The following is a 19,608-nucleotide window of genomic DNA, read 5'->3' as shown; positions in this document are numbered from 1 at the left end:
AACCCGCACCCCTCCTCCGATCGGGTGACAGAAGTCGCCCTGCCGCGCGCCGCTCGCAGAAGGCATGCAGACGGCGGCAGACTGAAGCTCTGGAACTGTGTACTGCTGCAGGCAGGGCCGAGAACGCGGGCTGCCGCACGGCGAAGGCCGTGCGGCAGCGGCCCATCCGTGCCCGACCGCCGGGCCCGTCATGCAGGCGAGGAGGTCGGCCGTGCCGTTGAGACATACCACCCTGATCACCAGCATCACCTGCTGCGCGCTGATGCTGGCGGGTGCCTGCAGCAGCTCGCACCCCTCAGGGGGGACCGGCTCCGGCAAGCCTGCCGCGACATCGGCGGCAGCGTTCGGTGGCATGGACGCGTTGGTGGCCGCGGCGAAGAAGGAGGGCAAGATCAACGTCATCGCACTGCCCCCCAACTGGGCCAATTACGGCAAGATCATCAATGACTTCCAGAAAAAGTACGGCATCCAGGTCGTGTCGAGTCAGCCCGATGCCTCCAGCCAGCAGGAGATCAACACAGCCAAGCAGCTGGCGGGCACCGACCGTGCGCCCGACGTCTTCGACCTCGGCCAGAACGTGGTGCTGGCCAATACCGGCATGTTCGCCCCATACCAGGTACAGACGTGGCAGGGCATCCCCTCGCAGCTCAAGGACCCGAGTGGGCTGTGGACCAGCGATTACGGCGGCTACATGTCTATCGGCTACGACGCCGCGAAGGTACCCGCACCCACATCAGTGCAGGATCTGCTGAAACCCGCCTACCGGGGCAAGGTCACGCTCGAGGGTGACCCGACCCAGGCCGCCGCCGGCTTCTACGGCGTCGTGGCCGCGTCGTTGGGAAGCGGCGGCTCCCCGGACAACATCGCACCTGGCGTGAATTTCTTCGCCACCCTGCACAAGGAGGGAAACTTCCTGCCGATCACTCCGACTCCCGCGACCATCGAGAGCGGCCAGACGCCGGTCGTGTTCAACTGGGACTACCTGAACGCCGCGACGACCGCCCAGTTCGCCGGCAAGATCGACTGGAAGGTCGTCGTCCCCAAGAACGCAGTCGTCGGCTCGTACTACGCCCAGGCGATCAACAAGAACGCTGTGCACCCGGCCGCAGCCCGACTGTGGCAGGAGTACCTCTTCTCCGACGAGGGCCAGAACAGCTTCCTGGAGGGCTTCGCCCGCCCGGTCCGCGCCGACACGATGCAGAAGGCCGGAACGCTCGATATGGCTGCTCTGGCCAAACTTCCGCCCCGCGCCGGAACTCCGGTCTTCCTGACACCGCAGCAGCTGGCCGCGGCCTCGGAGTACCTCTCGAAGCACTGGGCAAGCGCCATCGGGTGACCCACATGGCAGCCTCAGCTTCTCCCGCCGGGCCCGAAGGAGCCCCGCAGCGCCCAACGCACTCTCTGAGGAGCCGACTGCCCGCCCTCACCGCCTACCTGGGCGTTCTCCCCTTCCTGGCCTACGTCGGCGTCTTTCTGATCTACCCCACCCTGATCGTCGTCGTCGGCTCGTTCGAGGACAACGCTGGACGGCCCTCCCTGGACAACCTCCGCGTCGTGACCCAGGGCGTGTACCGGGAGGCGTTCGTCCGCACTATCGAACTGTCGGCTGCATCCGCGGTGATCGGCATGGTGCTGGGCTCATTGCTGGCGTGGGCGGTCTCCACCGCGAGACCGGACGGTGTGCTGCGCCGGGGGGTGAATTCCGCCTGCGGCGTCCTGGCTCAGTTCGGGGGTGTCACGCTGGCCTTCGCATTCATCGCGACCTTCGGCATCACGGGACTGGTCACGCAGTTCCTCCGGGACAACCTGAACATCGACATCTACTCCGGAGGGGTATGGCTCTACGACATCCCGGGGCTGATCTTCATCTACTCCTACTTCCAGATCCCCCTCATGGTGATCGTCTTCCTTCCCGCCCTGGACGGCCTGCGCCCGCAGTGGCGCGAGGCCGCCGCCAGCCTGGGAGGCACGCCCTGGCACTACTGGCGCCACGTGGCGGGCCCGATCCTGGCCCCCTCCTTCCTGGGCAGCGGGCTCCTGCTGTTCGCCAACGCCTTCTCCGCGTACGCGACCGCCGCCGCCCTGGTGTCCCAGGGGAACCCGATTGTCCCTCTGGAGATCCGGGCTTTCCTTACCAGTGAGGTGGTGCTCGGCCAGGAAAACGTGGGTAAAGCACTCGGCTGCACCATGATCGTGGTGGTGACCGTGGTGATGGGGCTGTACGGACTGCTGCTGCGCCGCGCCTCGCGGTGGCTGCGATGACCGGACCGCCGGACCTGAACCCAGCGCCACTCACCGCAGCCGGAGCCGTGCCCCCGCACGCCGGCAAACGGCGCGGCCTGCCGGGCCGGACACTGCTGCGCTGGGCGATCCTGCTTCCGCTAGGCGCGTTCTTCCTGCTCCCGCTGGCCGCCATGGTGGAATTCAGCACCCGTGAGGAAAACGGCAGACACGACTTCAGAGCCTGGGCCGCGATCGGCGACACCCCCGAACTGATCTCCGCAGCCACCACGTCGCTGTCCCTCGCAGGGCTCACCGTGGCCGGAATGCTGGTGTTGCTGACACCCACACTCGTCTGGGTCCGTCTGCGACTCCCCCGGCTCCAGCGACTCTTGGAGTTCCTGTGCCTGCTGCCGCTGATGATCCCCGCCATCGTCCTGGTCATCGGCATCGCCCCGATCTACACCAGGGTGGCCCAATTGCTGGGCGACTCGCCGCTCACTCTCGCCTTCATCGATATCGTGCTGGTTCTCCCGTTCAGCTACAGGGCCATCGACACGGGCCTGGCCGCGATCGACCTTCGGACGCTGACTGACGCCGCTCGTAGCCTGGGGGCCTCCGGGGTGACGGTGCTGCTGCGGGTTGTGGTTCCCAATATCCGCGGTGGCCTGGTCGGAGCGTCGTTCCTCGCGGTCGCGCTGGTCCTCGGCGAGTTCACCCTTGCCTCGCTGCTGAACTTCACCAACCTGCAGGTCGAGATCAACATGCTCGGCCAGACCGACGCCGAGCTGTCCGTCGCAGTGTCCCTCGCGGCAATTCTGTTCGCCTTCACCCTGCTGCTGGCGATCTCTTTCGCCGGACACCGCACCAAGGAGGGTGTCAGCGATGGGTCACCTTGAGCTCCACGCGATCCACAAGTCGTTCGGCGGGACCAGCGCCTTGGCAGGCCTGGACCTGGCCCTCGCCGAGGGCGAGTTCGTCAGCCTGCTCGGCCCGAGCGGCTGTGGCAAGACCACCACCTTGCGTATCATCGCCGGATTCGAGACCGCCGACAGCGGGCAGGTCGTCCTGAACGGCGCGGACATCACCCGCACAGCGCCGAACAAGCGGGACATGGGCATGGTCTTCCAGAGCTACAGCCTCTTCCCCAACATGACGGCCCTGGGAAACGTCGAATTCGGGCTCCGGGTGCGCGGCCAGCGCCCCTCCCGCCGCCGCGCTCGGGCTCTGGAACTCCTCGAACTTGTGGGGCTAGCAGCCCAGCCCGGACGCTACCCCAACCAGCTCTCCGGCGGCCAGCAACAGCGCGTGGCGCTGGCCCGCGCGCTCGCCGTGGCTCCGAAGATCCTGCTGCTGGACGAGCCGTTGTCCGCGCTCGACGCCAACGTCCGCGTCGCGCTGCGCGAGGAGATCCGCCGCATCCAGACCGAATTGGGGACCACGACCTTGTTCGTGACGCACAATCAGGAAGAGGCCCTCTCCATCTCCGAGCGGGTGGGGGTGATGGCGGCCGGCAGGCTGGAACAGCTGGCAGCCCCCTCGACGATCTATCGAGAACCGGCGACCTCGTTCGTGGCCCAGTTCGTCGGAGCCAACAACTTGTTGCCGGCCGTCACCGAGGGTGCCCACGTGGTGGTGCGAGGGCATCGCATGCCCGTACCCGCAGCCGCCGAGTTCGCCCCCGGCACACCGGTACAGCTGGTCGTCCGCCCCGAGGAGATCACCATCGCCACCACCGAAGGCTCCCCGGACGAGAGCCTGACCGGCACCGTGACCGCCCGCAGCTTCCTCGGCCCGGTGACCCGCCTGAGTGTAAGGCTGGACCCATCGGCTGAGGAACAGACCGTACGGGTGGACATCCCCTCCTGGCCCGCAGACCAGCACGGCACCGGCACCCGGGTGTCACTGCGGCTGGAACCGGACACGCCGCTCGTTTTCCGCGCATAGGCAGACCCCCGGGACGCCTGCCTCGGGTTCAAAGGATTCAGCAGATTCGTCGGAAGGTGACAGCCATGGGCGGAACGTCCCTCACCACTCTGGACCAGACCATCGGCCCCGGCCGGATCCTGCGCCGGGGAACCGCGCTCCCCTACCGGTGGTTGGAGCATCGCGCCGGCGAGCCCCACCTGGTGCGCAACAACCTGGTCGGTCCACGCTGGCAGCCGCCCGCGCCTCCCGACCGCCGACCTTTGCTCTGCTTCGCCCACATGACCGACCTCCAGATCGCGGACGTTCAATCGCCCGCCCGGTTCGAGTTCTTCCAGCGCGAGTTCGGCGATCCGCGATTCGCCGCCCTACTGCCGGTGCAACGCCCGCAGGAGGCGCTGGTCGTGCACGCCGTGGAGGCCCTCGCGCGCACCCTCCGCCAACTGAACGGCGGCCCGGTCACCGGTACCCCGTTGACCATGGCGGTCATCACGGGTGATGCGATCGACAACGCCCAGTGGAACGAGCTCCAAATGTTCCTTGCCCTCATGGACGGCGGCCGTGTCCGGCCGGGATCCGGCGGTCCGTCCTACGAGGGAGTGCAGAGTACCGACTGGCCCGACCAGATCTTCTGGCGGCCCGAGGGGGAAAGTCCCCACGGTGTTGACCTGTGGACCGGGCAGTACGGTTTCCCCTCCTACCCCGGCTTGCTCGACGACGCGCTCACCGAGTTCGACACACCCGGTCTGGGGTTCCCCTGGCTGGGCTGTTACGGCAACCACGAAGCGCTTGTCCAAGGTGTCGGGGCGCAGACCCGGCACGTGCTGGAGTACCTCGTAGGGGGGCGCAAGCCCGTCGACCCGCCCGAGCAGCTGGACCGGGACCGGGCACTGGAGATGTTCATCAGATGCCCGGAAGCCTTCTTGACGGGTCGGCAGTTGCCTGTCACACCGGACGACGCGCGGCGGGGCATCACCCGTGCCGAATTCGTCACAGCGCACTTCGGTGCCGGCCATCCGCATGGGCACGGCTTCACCAGCGACAACATCCGCGACAGCTCGGCCTACTACGCGTATGACGACCCTGCCTCCGGGGTACGCCTGATCTGCCTCGACACGGCCTGCCCACAAGGCGGCGCTGACGGGGTCCTGGACGCGGTACAGGAGCACTGGCTGGAGCAGCGGCTCATCGAGGTGCACTCCCGCTACCGGGCGGGCGACAGTCGCGAGGCACGCAGCTCCCACGAGGACCGGCCGGTCGTCATCCTGTCCCACCACGGTCCCGACACCTTTGCCGACCGCCACGCCCTGCCCGACCGAGCTCAGGAGCCCCGACCCCTGGTCCAGGGAGGGGAGCTGGTCGCACTGCTTCATCGATTCCCGAACGTGGTGGTGTGGCTCAACGGCCACCGGCACATCAACCAGGTCCAGCCGCGGCCTGACCCGGCCGGATATGGAGGTTTCTGGGAGGTGACAACAGGCTCGGTCATGGGCTGGCCGTCCCAGGCACGACTTGTCGAACTGGTCGACAACGGCGACGGGACCCTGTCTGTGGTGTGCACGATGGTCGACCACGACTCTCCGCTCAGCCCGAACCTGGCACAAGGGCGGGCCCGGTTGGCCTCACTCCACCGCGAACTCGCCGCCAACGTGCCGTGGGGCGTACCAGGCACCCCCTTGGCGGGCACGCCGGGTGACCGCAACGTAGACCTCCCGGTGCCGATTCGCAGTAGCACGACCGCGCGGCGCAGCAGCGGCGCCAGGAGCACCTGACGGTGCCGCCAGGGTGGCCCTGTCTCAGAACTGGAGCGACTTGGTCTGGAGGAACTCCTCCAGGCCGTGCCGGCCCAGCTCGCGGCCGACGCCGGAGCCCTTGTAGCCGCCGAACGGGGCCAGCGGGTTGAACCGGCCGCCGTTGATGTCGATCTGTCCGGTGTCCATCCGCCGGGCGAAGGCGACGGCGGTCTCCTCGTCCGCCGCCCAGACGCCGCCGGCCAGGCCGTACTCGGTGCCGTTGGCCAGCTCCAGCGCGTGCTCCTCGTCGCGGTAGGCGAGCAGGCACAGGACCGGTCCGAAGATCTCCTCCTGGGCCACCGTCATCTCCGCGGTGACGTCGGCGAGCACGGTCGGCCGGACGAAGTAGCCCCGCTCGCAGCCCTCCGGCGTCTCGACGCCGCCGGCGACCAGGCGCGCCCCGGCGTCCAGGCCCTGCCGGACGTAGCCGAGCACCCGCTCGCGCTGCTTGGCGTTGACGACAGGACCGACCCGGGTCTCGGCGGCGGTCGGGTCGCCGGGCAGGTACTTGGCGGCGGCCTTCGCGGCGATCGCGACGGCCTCCTCGTACTGGTCCTCGTGGACCAGCAGCCGGGTCCAGGCGCTGCAGGTCTGGCCGGAGTTGGCGAAGACGTTGCCGATGTTGACGTTGACGGCCCGGGCGAGGTCCGCGCCGGGCAGCACGACGTTGGCGGACTTGCCGCCCAGCTCCAGGGCGACCCGCTTGACGCCGCGTCCGGCCTGCTCGGCGATGGAGCGGCCGACGGCGGTGGAGCCGGTGAAGGAGACCAGGTCCACGTCGGGGTGTGCGGCGAGCGCGGCGCCGGCGACCGCGCCGACGCCGGTGACCAGGTTGAACACCCCGGCCGGCAGCCCGGCCTCGTGCACGATCCGGGCGAAGAGCCGCGCGACGAGCGGGGTGTCCTCGGCGGGCTTGAGCACGACGGTGCAGCCCGCGGCCAGCGCGGGGACGACCTTTGCGACGATCTGGTGCAGCGGGTAGTTCCACGGCGTGATCGCGGCGACGACGCCGGCGGGCTCGGCGTAGACGGTGGAGTTGCCGACCCGCTCGGTGAACTCGAAGTTCGCGAGGATGTCCAGGTAGCCGGAGGCCACGCCGAGCGGGAGCCCGGCCTGGACGGCGGTGGCGAAGCCGATGGGCGAGCCGAGCTCGGCGGTGACGGTCTCGGCGATCTCGCCCTGGCGGGCGGCCAGGCCGTCCCTGATCGCGGTGAGATACCCGAGCCGCGTCTCGGGGCTGGTCGCCCCCCACCCCCGCTGGGCGCCGCGCGCGGCGGCGACGGCGGCGTCCACGTCCTCCGCCGTCCCGGCGGGCACGACGGCCAGGATCTCCTCCGTGGCCGGGTTGACCACCTCGATCCCCTCCGCACCGCGGGAGGGCTGCCAGCTGCCGCCGATGTACTGGTCGGTGTAGATCTCCACCGGGTGTCCCTCCGGGCCGTCGTGCGGTCACGCGCCGATGCCGTGATGGGAGAAAGATGGACCTGTTCCGCCAGTCAATGCCTTCGATCGGACGAGTGCAAGTTCCACCGACGTGTCCCACTCCCCTTTCGACGGCACACGCGCTCGCGAGCGAGGATCGGAGAGGCCAAGGACATCAGACGGGGCGAACGGCACGGCGCGCCCGAAACTGAGAGCCGGACACAATATCGTGACTGCCGACAGGCGGGCAGGCCAAGGGGCTGCCGAGAAGAGAGCTGGTATCGAAAATGGAGTCGGCATACTCCGGATTCGTCGGGCGCAGCACCGAACTCACCGCGTTGGCCGAGTGCGCTGTCCAGTGCGCGGCGGGTGTGCCGTGGTTGGTGGTGGTCGAGGGAGAGGCCGGCATCGGAAAGACTGCCCTGGTACGGCAGGCATTGACCGCCATGCAGGAGTTCGAGCAGTGGTGGGCGGGCTGCGATGCAGGTGAGAAGGACTACCGCTTCGGTGTCGTGGGCCAACTGCTGCACCGGGTACCACGGGCGGAACTGCAGGACTACTCCATGTTGCAGCGGGTCGTCGATGCCGCATCCGCGCCCGAGGTGGGGAGCCAGGTGCTGAGACTGCTCGGGACCCTTGAGGAGCGACGACCCATCGTGCTGGTGGTCGACGACATCCAGTGGATCGATGAGGAGTCGATGGCCGTCCTGAGGTTCCTGGTACGGCGCTGGTGGACCGAGCGGATCCTAATCGTGGTGACGAATCGGACCGCGCCCGCAGGGACGGCGCTGGCCAGGGAGCAGGCGGCTGGCGTCACGGGTCCTAAGCGTCTGCTGAAGGGTGTCGAGCATGCCACTGTGCTGTCCCTGGACGGGCTGGGCCGGGAGGAGGTGGAGGCCCTGGCTCGTACGAAGGGTACGGCCGAGCTGAGCGCGCAGGCGGCGGAGCGGCTGATCAGCTTCACCGGCGGCCATCCGCTCTACCTTCAGTCGTTGTTCTCCCAGGCGTCGCCGCGGGCACTGGCCGATCCACGGAGCTCCCTGCCGGTGCCTGGATCCCTCGCCGCGGTTGTGCGCCAGATCCTCGCCGGACTGGGCGAAGACTCCCGCAGCCTGGTGGAGGCATTGGCCGTTCTGAACGCCCAGGTACCCCTCGGGGTGGCCGCGCAAGTCGCGCAGATCCCGGATGCAGCCGCGGCGCTGGGGCCTGCGCTAGCTTTGGGCCTGCTCGAGTGGTGGCCCGACATCCCCAGCACGCCGGTCCGTTTGCGGCACGCCCTGCAACGCGATGCGGTTTACGAGGCGATCCTGCCCACGCGCCGACGCCAACTGCATCGTGCGGCAGCGCCCATGGTGGACGTGGGCGCTTCCTGGGCGCACCGGGTCGCCGCCGCCGATCATGCGGACGCTGCCTTGGCCGATGAGCTGCAGGCCGAGGCCCAGCGGCAGGCGGCCGTGGGCCGGGCTGCCCGCGCCGCCACCCTCTTGCTGTGGTCAGCGGATCTGTCCGAGCAGCTGCCCGTCCGGGAGGGGCGCATCTTGACCGCAGTCACTCAACTGTTGCAGGCCAGTGACTACGAGCGGGGGTTCGCTTTGGAGAGCGCGATCGAGCAGTGCGCGCCGTCGGCGGCGCGCAGCAGCGTCCTGGGCCGGCTCGCGTTCGGGCGGGGTGCCTACGCGATGGCGGAAGACCTGTTGACCACAGCAGTCGCTCAGGCGGGCAGGGCGGGAGACACCAAAACGGCGGCCCTTGCCCTGGCCTGGCTCGGAGGGGTCCATGTCTGGCAGAACCGAGGGGCCGACGCGTTGCCGCCGCTGTGTCAGGCTCTGGAGATCGGCCCTCCCGACCCCCAATTCGTGGGATACGCCGAGTATCTGTGGGTGTTGGCCTCGGAGTGGGTCGACGGGGCTGGCGACACCTTTCGGGGCTTCGAGGCCCGCCACCCGAATCTGCCTGCAGATTCCGAGGCCGTGCCGCTGGAGGACAGTTCCCTGCTGCGAGCCAGAAGTATCGCCCGGGGTGCCATGGGCTACCTGCGCGGTGCCACGGAGGACCTGGTCACGCTGACCGGACGACAGCGTGACGGGCATGTGGCCGATGTACGGGCCACGGACTACTTCATGCTCGCCTCTCACCAGTACTGGTCGGGGCAGTGGGAGGAGGCGCTCATCAGCGCCGAACGGGCGCTTGGTTTGGCAGCCACCAACGGACCGCTGTCGGGTCAGGCGCCCGGGCAGGCGGTGGCCGCCATGGTGGCCGCAGGACAGGGGCGCTGGCAGGCTGCGGAGAGGCACTGTCGGGCGTCAGCGGAGGCGGCGCGTGACAGTGCTGTGTTCGCTGACATCGTCTATCCGGCTTTCGCGACGGCGGTGCTGGCCCAGGCGCGGGGCGAGCGCGAGGGGATGTTCCGGGCGCTGCAGCCGATCCACGACGGTCCCCAGGTGGGGTCCGTGTTCTCCTGGCGGTTGATCTGGATGCCGCTGTTCGCCGAAGGTCAGATCAGCGTCGGTGACGTTGAGGAGGCCGCCCATACGCTGGTGCGGATCAAAGAGCTCGATGTCCCGAGCCTGCGCGTGGGCATCCGGTGGCTGGAAGGACTGGTGGCGGAGGGCCGACGGGACCTGGAGGCGGCGGAGAGCTGCTATCGCGAGGGCATTGCCCTTCCGGCGGCACGGGACGACATGCCGCTGCACCGGGCGTTCATTGAGCACGCCTACGGCCGTTTGCTCGCCGAGAGCGGCCGGAGGGATGTCGCCACAGAACATCTGCGTGCCGCGCGCAGTCGTTACGACGCTCTTGGTGCGGTCCCTTTCTCTCAGCGCCTCGATGACATGCTGGCTGCCGGCGGATCGTCCAGCACGCGGCAGGGCTCGCGGGGGGCGCTGGCCGAACTGACCGACCGCGAGCGCGCGGTCGCGCACCTGGCCGCGCAGGGCCTGACCAACCAGGAGATCGCCAAGGAGCTCTACGTCAGCGCCAAGACCGTGGAGTACCACCTCGGGCACGTCTACACCAAGTTGGACCTCCGCTCGCGTCGACAGTTGCGCACTGTGATGGCCCCGGCCGGCTGACAGGCACGTCCGTCCGGACCCCGGCAGCCCGGGCCGCGATCCCAGTGCCGCACAGATCTGCCATGATCCTTTCGGGTTGGCGGGACCGTCGCATGACAGGTTCAGCCAAATGCCCTCGGGAAGAGCTGCTCCAGGACATGAACCGTCGCCTGGCTGTCGACGTGGTGGAGGCCTCGGATTCCCAGGCGAGCCGCACCGTCGAGGTTCGGCCGGAGATCGTCGATCATCAAGCAGTTCTCCGGTGCAACGCCCAGGCGCTCGCACGCGATCGCGTATATGCGGCTGCCGGGCTTGCGCTCACCGACCTCCCTGGAGACAACCACGACATCGCACAGGGCTGCGAGGTCGACGCCCCGATAGAGTTCGTCGCCGATTGCGTTGGACACCAGCGCCACCGGCACGCCCGCAGCATGCAGGCGGCTCACCGCCTTCACCATGCGCTCGTCCGGCCGGATGTCCGCGTTGATCGCGGCCAGCAGGCCCTCCGCCTCCACGTCGGCCCCACGAGCCCGAAGGGCGGCCGCAAGGCGGTCCTCGAAGCGCGCCTGCGAGAGTCGTCCGCACTCGTGATCGACCAGCGCCTGGTGGACGCCGGCGTCCTCCAACAGCAACGACTCCACCGTGAACGGGTCGCCCACTACGCGCGCTGAGTAGGCCCGAAACGAGACGAAGACGTTGGTGGTGAGCACCCCGGCGAAGTCCGTGAGCACGGCCTTCGGCGGCGCGGCGGGAACGGTAGCAGGCATGACGACGGCTCCTCTGGTTCCAGCGGCGAAGAGGGTGCAGTGCCTGGCGTCGGGCCCTTGCCCCCACATAGTGAGCGTCATTGCCAAGCTGAGCTGCCGCAACCACAGCACCGCCGGCCACGAGTCCGTCTGTCTCCGCACCCAGCACGCCGTCGCACCTGCCTGCGGCCGCGCCACAGCGGCGGTTGCGGGCCTCGGGCAGCGCGGCGCACCGGCGAGCGGGGCCAAGGTCCCCGGCGGCCAGGGCGGCCGCGGCCGCGTCGACGGCTTGGCTGTTGTCGCACAGCACCAGCACCTTGCGGCCGGGGTGCCGTGACAGCAGATGGCGTGCCGCTTCACACAGTGCAATGAGTTCGGCTTCACCGCTGCTGGCGGCATAGGACACCCCCCCATGCATCGCTGCCGTCCGAAGCGGCCCATCCCCAGCCGCAGGTGGCGGAATCCTGACCACCTATCGCTGCGTCCGCGACCGCCCAGACGAGATCCGCATGCAGATCGGTGAGCAGGGCGTAACGGGTGGCGGGATCCGCGTGCGGCCGCTCGGGGGCGCTCTCGAGGGACGCCGTAGCCGCGCGCGATTCGGCGGCGAGGTGGTGATGACACGAAGGGCAGCCGCTGGCGGCATGCATACACACGTGCTCATGCCGGGAGACCAGGGCGGTTATCGTGCAGGCCAGTTCTGGGTCAACCGCTGCGAGCCGGCCGAAGGCCTCGTGGAGCAAGCCGGGCAGGTCGGGGACGAGTGCTCGGCGGCGGGCACAGTGATCGGCGTAGACGCGAGTCAGGTAGCGATGGTGGAGTCGTCGGGCCTGGTAGGCGCGCATGTTGAGTGTGGCCAGATCAGCATAAGCGCCGCCCAATGCTTCCACCGCGGCGCCTCGGGACAGGTAGGGCGTAGCCAGTGCCTTCCGCTCGGCCTGTGCAACAGCGTAGCGGCCCCAAGCCCGGGCCGTCGGGGCCGACGATGCCCAGCGTTCGACAACGGCGTCGTGGGCAAGGTGCGGATTCTCAGCCTCGCGAGCGTCGCGCAGAAGGATGTCAACGAACTTGCGATCGGGAACAGCGAGGAGTTCCGCAATCTCGTCCGGGACGGCAGAGGGGCGTGGCTGAGCACCGTCGCGTGTAGCGAACAGGGCTGGGCCGTTCCACCACTGCCACACCTCATGCGCTGGCATCCTGAAGACGTCGGGATCGATTCGGCGGTCCAGGAGGATCGAGTCGACGGTGTCTCGGTACCGGTTCGGGTCCATGGCGCGCCACACGCGCTCCGGGAGCGGAACGTCGATCTTCCGAATCACGCGCGGGGTTGGCGGGTCGGAGCGGCCGTTCTCCTCCGTAGTTGCGAGGGAGACTACCCGCTTGCGGCGACCTTGGCATGTGCAAGTTCGGCGGTCGAGAGTGCGGCTGTCCTACGGTCGGCGGCGATGTTCAGAGCCTCCACGGCCGCAGTCCCCTGCGAATGGCCGAGGCTCTGGAAAGCGGCGGGCGGTGAGGGCACACCGTCCGCCCCGCTGACTAGCTGCGCCGTCACGCTCCTGCCTCCCTCGCCGTTGCCGTTGCCCGGGAGCGGCCCTCGTACTGTGGCGTGGCGCCGGAGTGCCGACGTGAGGCGCAACGATTCTACCTGCCATCCAAATGCACGCCTCCGCGCACTCACTGCCTCAAGGGACCGGTGCTGGGGCAACAAGGCCAGTTCGCTCGGCCGAGGTGGGGTATCCGGGAGAGCCGCCCTTGGTACCTGCCGGTTCGGGGCGACCGACTGCATTCAGGTACCGGTGCTGCCAAGAGAAGCAGCAGCGGGAGTCGCCTATGCGCAGCACGGCCAAGCGGAGTGATCGTGCGGGATCACGGTGAATCCTTCTGCCTCTGACTGGTCCTGCCCGGTCGCGTCGACTCGTGGGGCTGGTATGTGCCCGTTGCGATGGTCTGCGGGGCAAGTGGGGTGCTGTGTTTCGACTGCAAGCTGAGGCTCATTGACCACCGCTTGCGGCAGCGTGGCCTCGTCGTTCGGGCGAGCGGTTCGCGAGGACGCCGGGAGCCGCGCCGAGGACACGCCCGTGGACATGCTTCCGCTTTCTGCTCCGCCGTCAACTTCTCGTCTGCTTCCGCCCGCCCCGCGTCACCTGCGGGAGGCCGAGATCCTGGTGGACCATCTGACCCAGACGCCCTGGTCGCTGAAGAGGAACCGGTACCGGCATTACCGCCGCTTCGACGGCGAACCGGACACGGTGCGTTGGGGGTTCCCGGGACGGCCGGATACGTACTACGCCCTTTCCCAGTGCGGCAGCTTCCTCACTCGCGTGCTGGAACGGGTGTACGGAGCGGCCGTCGGCGGTTGGGCGACCCGAGAGTTCCTCCTCGAGCACGTTTTCGATCCAATGGACCTGGACCGGCCTCGCGTCTGCCCGAACGCACGCGAGATGCGGCGCGCCTTCACCCGGGATGTCCCTCACCTGCGGCCGGTCCAGCGACCGGCCGACTTGCAGCCGGGCGATCTGGTCGCTATGGACTACCGTGATCCCAACTCGCCGTACACCGGGCATGTCGTGATGGTCCGCCGACACCACGGAATCGTTCAGGAGAGCCGGACCACGGGCTTCGGAACTCCCACGATCGCCCACCTGCTGGAGATCGTGGACTGTACCTCGAGCCCGCACGGCAGCCCCGGGAATGACGCCGTTCTCTTCCAGGCCTACCCCGACAGCCGTGTCTCCTTCCGGGTCGGCGCGGCCGGAGAGCCGCTGGATGTGGATCACCACGACGGCGTCGGGTACGGCTACATGGTCGTCTACGCGGACATCGACACCGGCGGCTTCGCCGGCTACCGGCGCAGCCTCGACGCCCCTGAGGCCAAGTCGGCCGGCGCCCAACCGATCGCCGCAGCCAGGCCAACCCCATGACGGCTACCCAGGATGCGGGCTCACCGCAGGGGCCTTGACCGCGGGATGCCGGACACGGGTTGTGAAGCCTGTGTCAGCGTAGTTGACGTTGTGTTGGAGCGCGTTCTCGTAGGCGATGGCACCGTGCTGTCCGAGACGGGAGTGGCGGGCGGTCTTGGAGCGGTGCAGGACCGGAGGTCTCCCCGGGTTCTGCGTTCGTCCGGTGCTTGTTCTCGCTCTGTTCTGGATCACGACGTCCGCCCAGTGCGGCTGCTACAACTTGGCTTCACCGCCAGATTCCGTCCCGTGCCTGGTCCTTGCGTCCATGCCCCGGGGCGGACCGCTGCGATTTTCCAGTGAGGGAGGTGGACCAGATGAAGAAGATCACGATCCGGAAGACCGGCTCCGTGCGTCTGACGAGCTCGGCCAGCGCGCTGTACGGCGGCTGCGGCTGTCCTGCCTGATAGCCGACCGAGCCGGCGGCGGGTTCGGCATCCGAAGATCCGTGCCGAGCCCCCCGCCGGCGACCGGCCGGCAGACCCGTTCGTCTTCTGCGCGGAGGCACGATGCCAGACCGGCCCGCGGCAATGGAGCCCGCCGAGTCGTCAGGACCGGCGGTACCCGAGCAGCAGCTCGCCTTCCACCGACTGACCTTCCTGCCCGAAGGTGACGAGGTGACCGTCGGGCGTCCCGACCAGGACACTTACGTCGTGCTGCCCGCCGACGGTGCTGCGCTGCTGCACCGGCTCGTCGAGGGCCGCACCTGTGCGCAGGCCGCCCAGTGGTACCTGGAGGCGTACGGGCAGCCAGTCGACATCGCGGATTTCGTCGCGGACCTCGGCGAACTGGGCTTCCTACGGGGTCCGGACGAGGCTGATACGGCGCAGAGTGTCCCGGTGCGCTGGAAACGCCTGGGCCGGGCCGTGTTCTCGCCGGTTGGCGCAGCCGCATACCTCGCGCTGATCACCGCCTGGGTGGGCGCTACGATACGCACCCCCGCTCTCGTGCCGAGCTACCGTCACCTGTTCTTCACCCACTACATGTCGGTACTGATGGTGTCGATGTTCCTCGCCCAGATGCCGCTGGTCCTCCTCCATGAGGCCGCGCACGCGCTGGCGGGGCGCCGGCTAGGCCTGAATTCGCGGCTGTCGATCGGACGCCGCCTGCACTACGTGGTCTTCCTGACGACATTGGACGGGCTGGTGGGGGTTCCGCGCCGAAAGCGGTTCCTGCCGATTCTGGCCGGGATCCTCACCGATATCGGCGTCCTCGCGGCGCTCACCTTGGTGGCAGCCGGCACCTACCGCAGCGACGGCTCGTTACCTCTTGTCGGCAGCGTCGCCCTGGCCATGGCGTATCTGACAGTGCTGCGGCTGCTGTGGCAATGCTGGTTCTTCTTGCAGACCGACGCGTACTTCCTGGTGGTCACGGTGCTGGGCTGCGTCGACCTGCAGACCACGGCCAAGCAGTTACTGTCCAATCGCTGGCATGCGCTACTGGGGCGGCCGCACCGCTTCGACCCGGAACGCTGGCATCCGCGGGACCGGTCGGTCGCACGCTGGTACTCACTCCTGATCGTGGCCGGATACGGCTTTCTGCTGGCCACGTTGGGGTTCGGCCTGGTCCCCACGGCGTTCAAGGTGTTCGCGACGGTGTTGGACCGGCTGGCCGGCCACGGGTCCGTCGGCACCGCGGGGATCGCCGACAGCGCGCTGGTCCTGCTGTTGAGTGTCGGGGAGATCGCTGTCGCCTTCGGCCTCTACCTGCGTGAGCGACGCACCCAGCGGGTTGCCGGCGCCGCCGGCGCCGCTTCATCCCCATCCTGACGCTGGAGGAGATCATGTCCGCCATCCGGCACGTGCCGCTGGACGCCGACCGACACCTGGTCCTGCTGGGTGCGCGGCGAGCCGACCGCGAGGCCTGCAGGACCTCGCTGACGCTGCCCGCTGCCCTGATCCCGCCGGTCTCCGCGCACCGACGCCTGCGCGGGCCCTACACCGTCGCGGGCACCGTGCTGCGGGCCCTGGTGCCGGGCGCCTTGATCCGTCACCCGGCTCTGGTGGCCGCGCACGAGGTCGAGATCCTCACCGTCGCGCCGGAGCTCCGCGCCCAGGTGCCCGCCACGCTGGAGACGCTGACCTCACTGGCCGTACCCGAGGAACGCACCCGGTTCTACTCCAGGTGGCGGACCTTACGGATCGCACACGGACTGATGGAGTTCCTGAACGACCTACTGGTCGCCGACGGGATCGAGGGCCGTTCGCTGATCGTGGACGACATGGACCACGCCGATCCCACCGACACCGAGTTCCTGGCCGTCCTGCTGCGCCGCATGGATCCCGCACTGTTGACCTTGGTGGTACTGGGTACGGAGGCTCTGCTCACCCCGCCTGCTCCCGACCCGCTGATTGAGCCGGACACCCCTGAGGGCGAGGACCTCTGCGCCCAGCTGCACCGTTGCGCACACGTCATGGCGCCCCCGCAGCCGAGCGGGCAGGACCGCGCCGCCAGCTTCGACCAGGACGGACAGGCGTTGCAGGACTGGGCCGCACGCTACGTAGCCGCGGACGGAACCGACGACTCGCCCCGCGCACAGTCCGCGTACCAGCAACTCGGATCAGTGGAGCGGCGGGTTCTGCACGACCGGCGGGCCGACGAACTGGCAGCACTCGACGAGCCGTCACTGCTACTCGGCGCGATCCCCTACCACCGCGAGCACGGCAGCGACCCGCTCACCACAGGTGTGCAAGCCCTGGCTCACGCCATGGACACCTGCATGCTGCTCGGCTTCTACGACGCGACCGTCGACTTCTGCGTGCGGGGCCGCGCCCTCGCCGACTGGAACGAACACCCGGACGTGTGGTGGCTGTTCACGAGCAAGATGCCCACCTCGCTGTCCGCCCTCGGGCGGGCCCAGGAAGCCGAAGCAATCTGCGACGAGACCCGCGCGCACACCACCAGGCCCATGATCCACATTCAGATGGCCTACGCGACCGCGATGCTCTACACCCGGCACCGCGAACCGAGCCGCCGCGACCACCAACGCGCCCTGGCCTGGATCAACGAGGCGATCGCCATGGCCTCCCTGCTTCCGGACCCCAGGCTGCGCGCCTTCAACACCGTTTTCCACGACAACGGCCTCGCCCTCATCGAAGCACACCGCGGCCGCCCCCACGCCGCACTGGACCTGGTCACCACAGGCCTCGCCGAACTCGACCGCGCCCTCGGCCCCGACGAGCACCACCTGCACCGCTCCGTGCTGCGCTACAACAGGGCGCAGGTCCTGACGGGGCTCGGCCGACTTGAGGAAGCACTCGCGGAGTACCGCGCCGTGATCGCCGTCGACCCGCACTACCCCGAATACCATTTCGACCTCGGAAACCTGCTGCGCCGCATGGGCCGCGAGCAGGAAGCGATGGACTCCTACGAGACGGCGTTACGCCTCGGGCCTCCCTTCCCGGAGGTGTACTACAACCGCGGTGACGTCAAGAACCAGGCAGGCGACATCGAAGGAGCCCTGTCCGACTTCAGCCACGTCCTCGAACTCGACCCCGCCTTCGTCGACGCCTACGTCAACCGGGCCGGAATCCTCCTGGACCGGGACGACACCGACGGTGCCGAACGCGACGCGTTGGCAGGCCTGCGGCGAGAGCCGGGGAACCCCCACCTGCTGGCCATCCTCGGCGGCGTCCACGCGGTGCGCGGTGAGGACGCGGCAGCGCGGGACGTCTACACCCGCGCCCTGGCGGTCGACCCTGATCTGGTCGCGGCGCTGTGCGGGCGGGCGGCGGCCGCCCACGGGCTGGGCGACGTGGCGTCCGCCATCACCGACCTGCGCCACGCGGTCGAGCTGGCCCCCGACGACCCGGAGGTGCGCTACAACCACGCGTTCGCGCTACAGAACGCCGGCCGTTGGGACGCCGCGCTGGCCGAGCTCGACATCGCCGCCCGGCTGCTTCCCGACGATCCCGACATCCTGAACGCACGCGCGCTCTGCCAGGCCGAATCCACGGCACGCTAGCGGTGGTTTGTTGACGGCGGGTCAGGCCCGCAGTAGGCCGGTAACAGAGGAACGTCGCTTCGCTGCCGGGGGAGCCGTGATGACCCGTCGTGTGCCGTGTCCCGCCCGCTCCGGGCCCGCTGGAAGCCTACGCCGCTCGCTTCGATGACCTCTTCTCCACGTTGGCACAGCGGCGCGGGTTCCGCGAGTATCTCGCGGGGCTGCTGTCGACCGTGTCGAACCAGGCCACACCCCGGAACCGCGGGCAGCCGGGCGTCTCGCCAGCGTTGACGCGGCGGAAGAACGCCGCGAACGCCTTGTCCAGACGCCGCAGCGTCGCCTGCTGGGACGAGAACGACCAGCGGTGTCAACGGACGTGGAGTTCTGCTTACGAAGTCCGCCGTCGCAGCGGCCCTGAAGCTCCGGGTCGAACACCCGGATCTCATTGAGCTGCCCGGACTGGTCACCGTACTTGATGCTCGTCTTGGAGACATGCCGGTAGGCGTCGCGGCGCTCCTGCAACGCGCCGTTGTAGAGCGAGCAGTGATCACGCAGCATCTCGCCGACGGCCTGCTGCCGGCCCACGGTGGGCCGCAAGAGGAACTTGTACGCACGGATCATCCGGCCCACCCCCCTCGCGCGTGATGTGATCACGCTAGGACACGCCACTGACAACACAGTGTCCTCCGCCGCTGCGCGGCTCCGGGCCAAGGATGCATTTCCTCCCGGTTGAAGCCGGGGATACCCCTGCAAGATCAGGGATGGTGGCAAGTGAATCCGCAGAAGGCAGGACGGGACCAGGCCGCACAGGCTCGTGGTCATTCGAAGAACACGTGCGGCCACTGCCACCTCCCGAACGGAGTCACTCGACGATCGCGGGTCGGGTCGTCAGCGACGCCGCCGGGTTCCGTCCCCGTCCCGCCGGGCGCGCGCCGTCGCCCAGACGGACGCGCCGCCCGGCCCCGCGCCCACCGCAGCACGGCGCCCGCCATGCGCCCGGCAAGGCGGGCAAAGCGCCCGACGTGCCGGTGACTCGCAGCGCACAGCCGGCCCAGAAGCATCGTCGGCTGCTCGGCAGAGCCCGCAGCAGAAGGGGGCAGGGACCCGGACGAACGCACAGCAAAGCGATCGGTGAGCAGCGCCGCCCGTTCGCGCAGTGCCTCCCGGCGTAGCGCCATCAGGGAGTTCGGCTCCACGTTGAAGCACTTCTCGTAGGACTGGACCATGGACTCGGTGGGAAGTCGTTTCGCCCTCTCCACGTCGGCGAAAACGCTGTGGGCGCTGTAGCCCAGCATTTTCGCCAATGCTCTGAGGGACAGGCCTCTCTCCACGCGTAAGCGGTACAGCGCCAATCCCAGTTCCCGCTCTGCCTTGGCGGGCTCCCGCAGGGACAGCGGACGTGTTCCTGCCGTTTGCGGCGGTGCCACCGTGCCCTGCGCCTGGCACGCGCTCCTGCCGACACGGCAGGAGCCGAGCGCGTGACGCCAGTAGAGCCAGGCACTGCTGACCCTGGCGTTGTACGGGTTCAATCCCACCATCGTTTCGGCCTCC

The 19,608-nt window shown here is 68.8% G+C and carries 14 protein-coding genes and 1 pseudogene; 10 read left to right on the top strand and 5 right to left on the bottom strand.

Annotated features, from left to right (window positions below):
* The first annotated feature begins 190 nt into the window (after positions 1 to 190).
* From BS83_RS02080 to BS83_RS02060, 5 genes are all read left to right on the top strand, one after another.
* Positions 191 to 1,336 carry an ABC transporter substrate-binding protein gene (locus BS83_RS02080; RefSeq protein ID WP_084713036.1) on the top strand — a complete coding sequence of 382 codons (1,146 nt, stop codon included), beginning with the start codon at positions 191 to 193 and terminating at the stop codon, positions 1,334 to 1,336.
* A gap of 5 nt (positions 1,337 to 1,341) precedes the next feature.
* Positions 1,342 to 2,262: an ABC transporter permease gene (locus BS83_RS02075; RefSeq protein ID WP_063774079.1), complete on the top strand. Its 921-nt coding sequence runs from the start codon at positions 1,342 to 1,344 to the stop codon at positions 2,260 to 2,262.
* Positions 2,259 to 3,119, top strand: coding sequence for an ABC transporter permease (locus BS83_RS02070; RefSeq protein WP_084713035.1), 861 nt, complete (start codon positions 2,259 to 2,261; stop codon positions 3,117 to 3,119). The genes BS83_RS02075 and BS83_RS02070 overlap by 4 nt, the downstream gene beginning before the upstream one ends.
* Complete coding sequence (locus tag BS83_RS02065) at positions 3,106 to 4,167, top strand: ABC transporter ATP-binding protein (RefSeq protein WP_051942439.1); 1,062 nt, start codon at positions 3,106 to 3,108, stop codon at positions 4,165 to 4,167. Before BS83_RS02070 ends, BS83_RS02065 begins: the two co-directional genes overlap by 14 nt.
* Positions 4,168 to 4,232: 65 nt before the next feature.
* Complete coding sequence (locus tag BS83_RS02060) at positions 4,233 to 5,918, top strand: TIGR03767 family metallophosphoesterase (RefSeq protein WP_037599950.1); 1,686 nt, start codon at positions 4,233 to 4,235, stop codon at positions 5,916 to 5,918.
* Between the two features lie 24 nt (positions 5,919 to 5,942).
* On the opposite strand, the gene BS83_RS02055 is transcribed toward BS83_RS02060, so the two are convergent.
* Positions 5,943 to 7,361, bottom strand: coding sequence for an aldehyde dehydrogenase family protein (locus tag BS83_RS02055; protein ID WP_037599949.1), 1,419 nt, complete (start codon positions 7,359 to 7,361; stop codon positions 5,943 to 5,945).
* A gap of 287 nt (positions 7,362 to 7,648) precedes the next feature.
* On the opposite strand from BS83_RS02055, the gene BS83_RS02050 reads away from it, so the two are divergent.
* Positions 7,649 to 10,432 carry an ATP-binding protein gene (locus BS83_RS02050; protein ID WP_037599947.1) on the top strand — a complete coding sequence of 928 codons (2,784 nt, stop codon included), beginning with the start codon at positions 7,649 to 7,651 and terminating at the stop codon, positions 10,430 to 10,432.
* Between the two features lie 101 nt (positions 10,433 to 10,533).
* Here the strand turns inward: BS83_RS02050 and BS83_RS02045 are convergent, their stop codons facing one another.
* Positions 10,534 to 11,178, bottom strand: a complete 645-nt coding sequence (locus BS83_RS02045) for an HAD family hydrolase (protein WP_037600490.1) — start codon at positions 11,176 to 11,178, stop codon at positions 10,534 to 10,536.
* A gap of 70 nt (positions 11,179 to 11,248) precedes the next feature.
* On the opposite strand from BS83_RS02045, the gene BS83_RS44915 reads away from it, so the two are divergent.
* Positions 11,249 to 11,494: a hypothetical protein gene (locus tag BS83_RS44915; RefSeq protein ID WP_157596763.1), complete on the top strand. Its 246-nt coding sequence runs from the start codon at positions 11,249 to 11,251 to the stop codon at positions 11,492 to 11,494.
* Positions 11,495 to 11,537: 43 nt separating this feature from the next.
* Here BS83_RS44915 and BS83_RS02040 read toward each other — a convergent pair whose 3' ends face one another.
* Positions 11,538 to 12,476: a hypothetical protein gene (locus BS83_RS02040; RefSeq protein WP_037599944.1), complete on the bottom strand. Its 939-nt coding sequence runs from the start codon at positions 12,474 to 12,476 to the stop codon at positions 11,538 to 11,540.
* A 759-nt stretch (positions 12,477 to 13,235) separates the two neighbouring features.
* On the opposite strand from BS83_RS02040, the gene BS83_RS02035 reads away from it, so the two are divergent.
* The 3 genes from BS83_RS02035 (at position 13,236) to BS83_RS48180 (ending at position 18,078) form a co-directional block, all read left to right on the top strand.
* Complete coding sequence (locus BS83_RS02035; protein WP_198035096.1) at positions 13,236 to 14,078, top strand: hypothetical protein; 843 nt, start codon at positions 13,236 to 13,238, stop codon at positions 14,076 to 14,078.
* Between the two features lie 545 nt (positions 14,079 to 14,623).
* A complete protein-coding gene (locus BS83_RS02030) occupies positions 14,624 to 15,883 on the top strand; it encodes a zinc metalloprotease (RefSeq protein WP_157596759.1) in 1,260 nt (419 codons plus the stop codon).
* Positions 15,884 to 15,897: 14 nt separating this feature from the next.
* Positions 15,898 to 18,078 (top strand): tetratricopeptide repeat protein, encoded by a 2,181-nt coding sequence (locus BS83_RS48180; RefSeq protein WP_051942434.1) that lies wholly within the window; start codon positions 15,898 to 15,900, stop codon positions 18,076 to 18,078.
* A 205-nt stretch (positions 18,079 to 18,283) separates the two neighbouring features.
* Here the strand turns inward: BS83_RS48180 and BS83_RS47065 are convergent.
* Both BS83_RS47065 and BS83_RS02020 read right to left on the bottom strand, forming a co-directional pair.
* Positions 18,284 to 18,678 (bottom strand): annotated as a pseudogene (locus BS83_RS47065) (hypothetical protein); the annotation flags it as partial.
* Between the two features lie 197 nt (positions 18,679 to 18,875).
* Positions 18,876 to 19,595, bottom strand: a complete 720-nt coding sequence (locus BS83_RS02020) for a helix-turn-helix domain-containing protein (protein ID WP_157596757.1) — start codon at positions 19,593 to 19,595, stop codon at positions 18,876 to 18,878.
* Between the last annotated feature and the right edge of the window lie 13 nt (positions 19,596 to 19,608).

The organism is Streptacidiphilus rugosus AM-16 (genome assembly GCF_000744655.1).
Taxonomy (GTDB): domain Bacteria; phylum Actinomycetota; class Actinomycetes; order Streptomycetales; family Streptomycetaceae; genus Streptacidiphilus; species Streptacidiphilus rugosus.
Note: the sequence above shows the minus strand (reverse complement) of the source record. Positions and strands in the feature narration are given on the sequence as shown.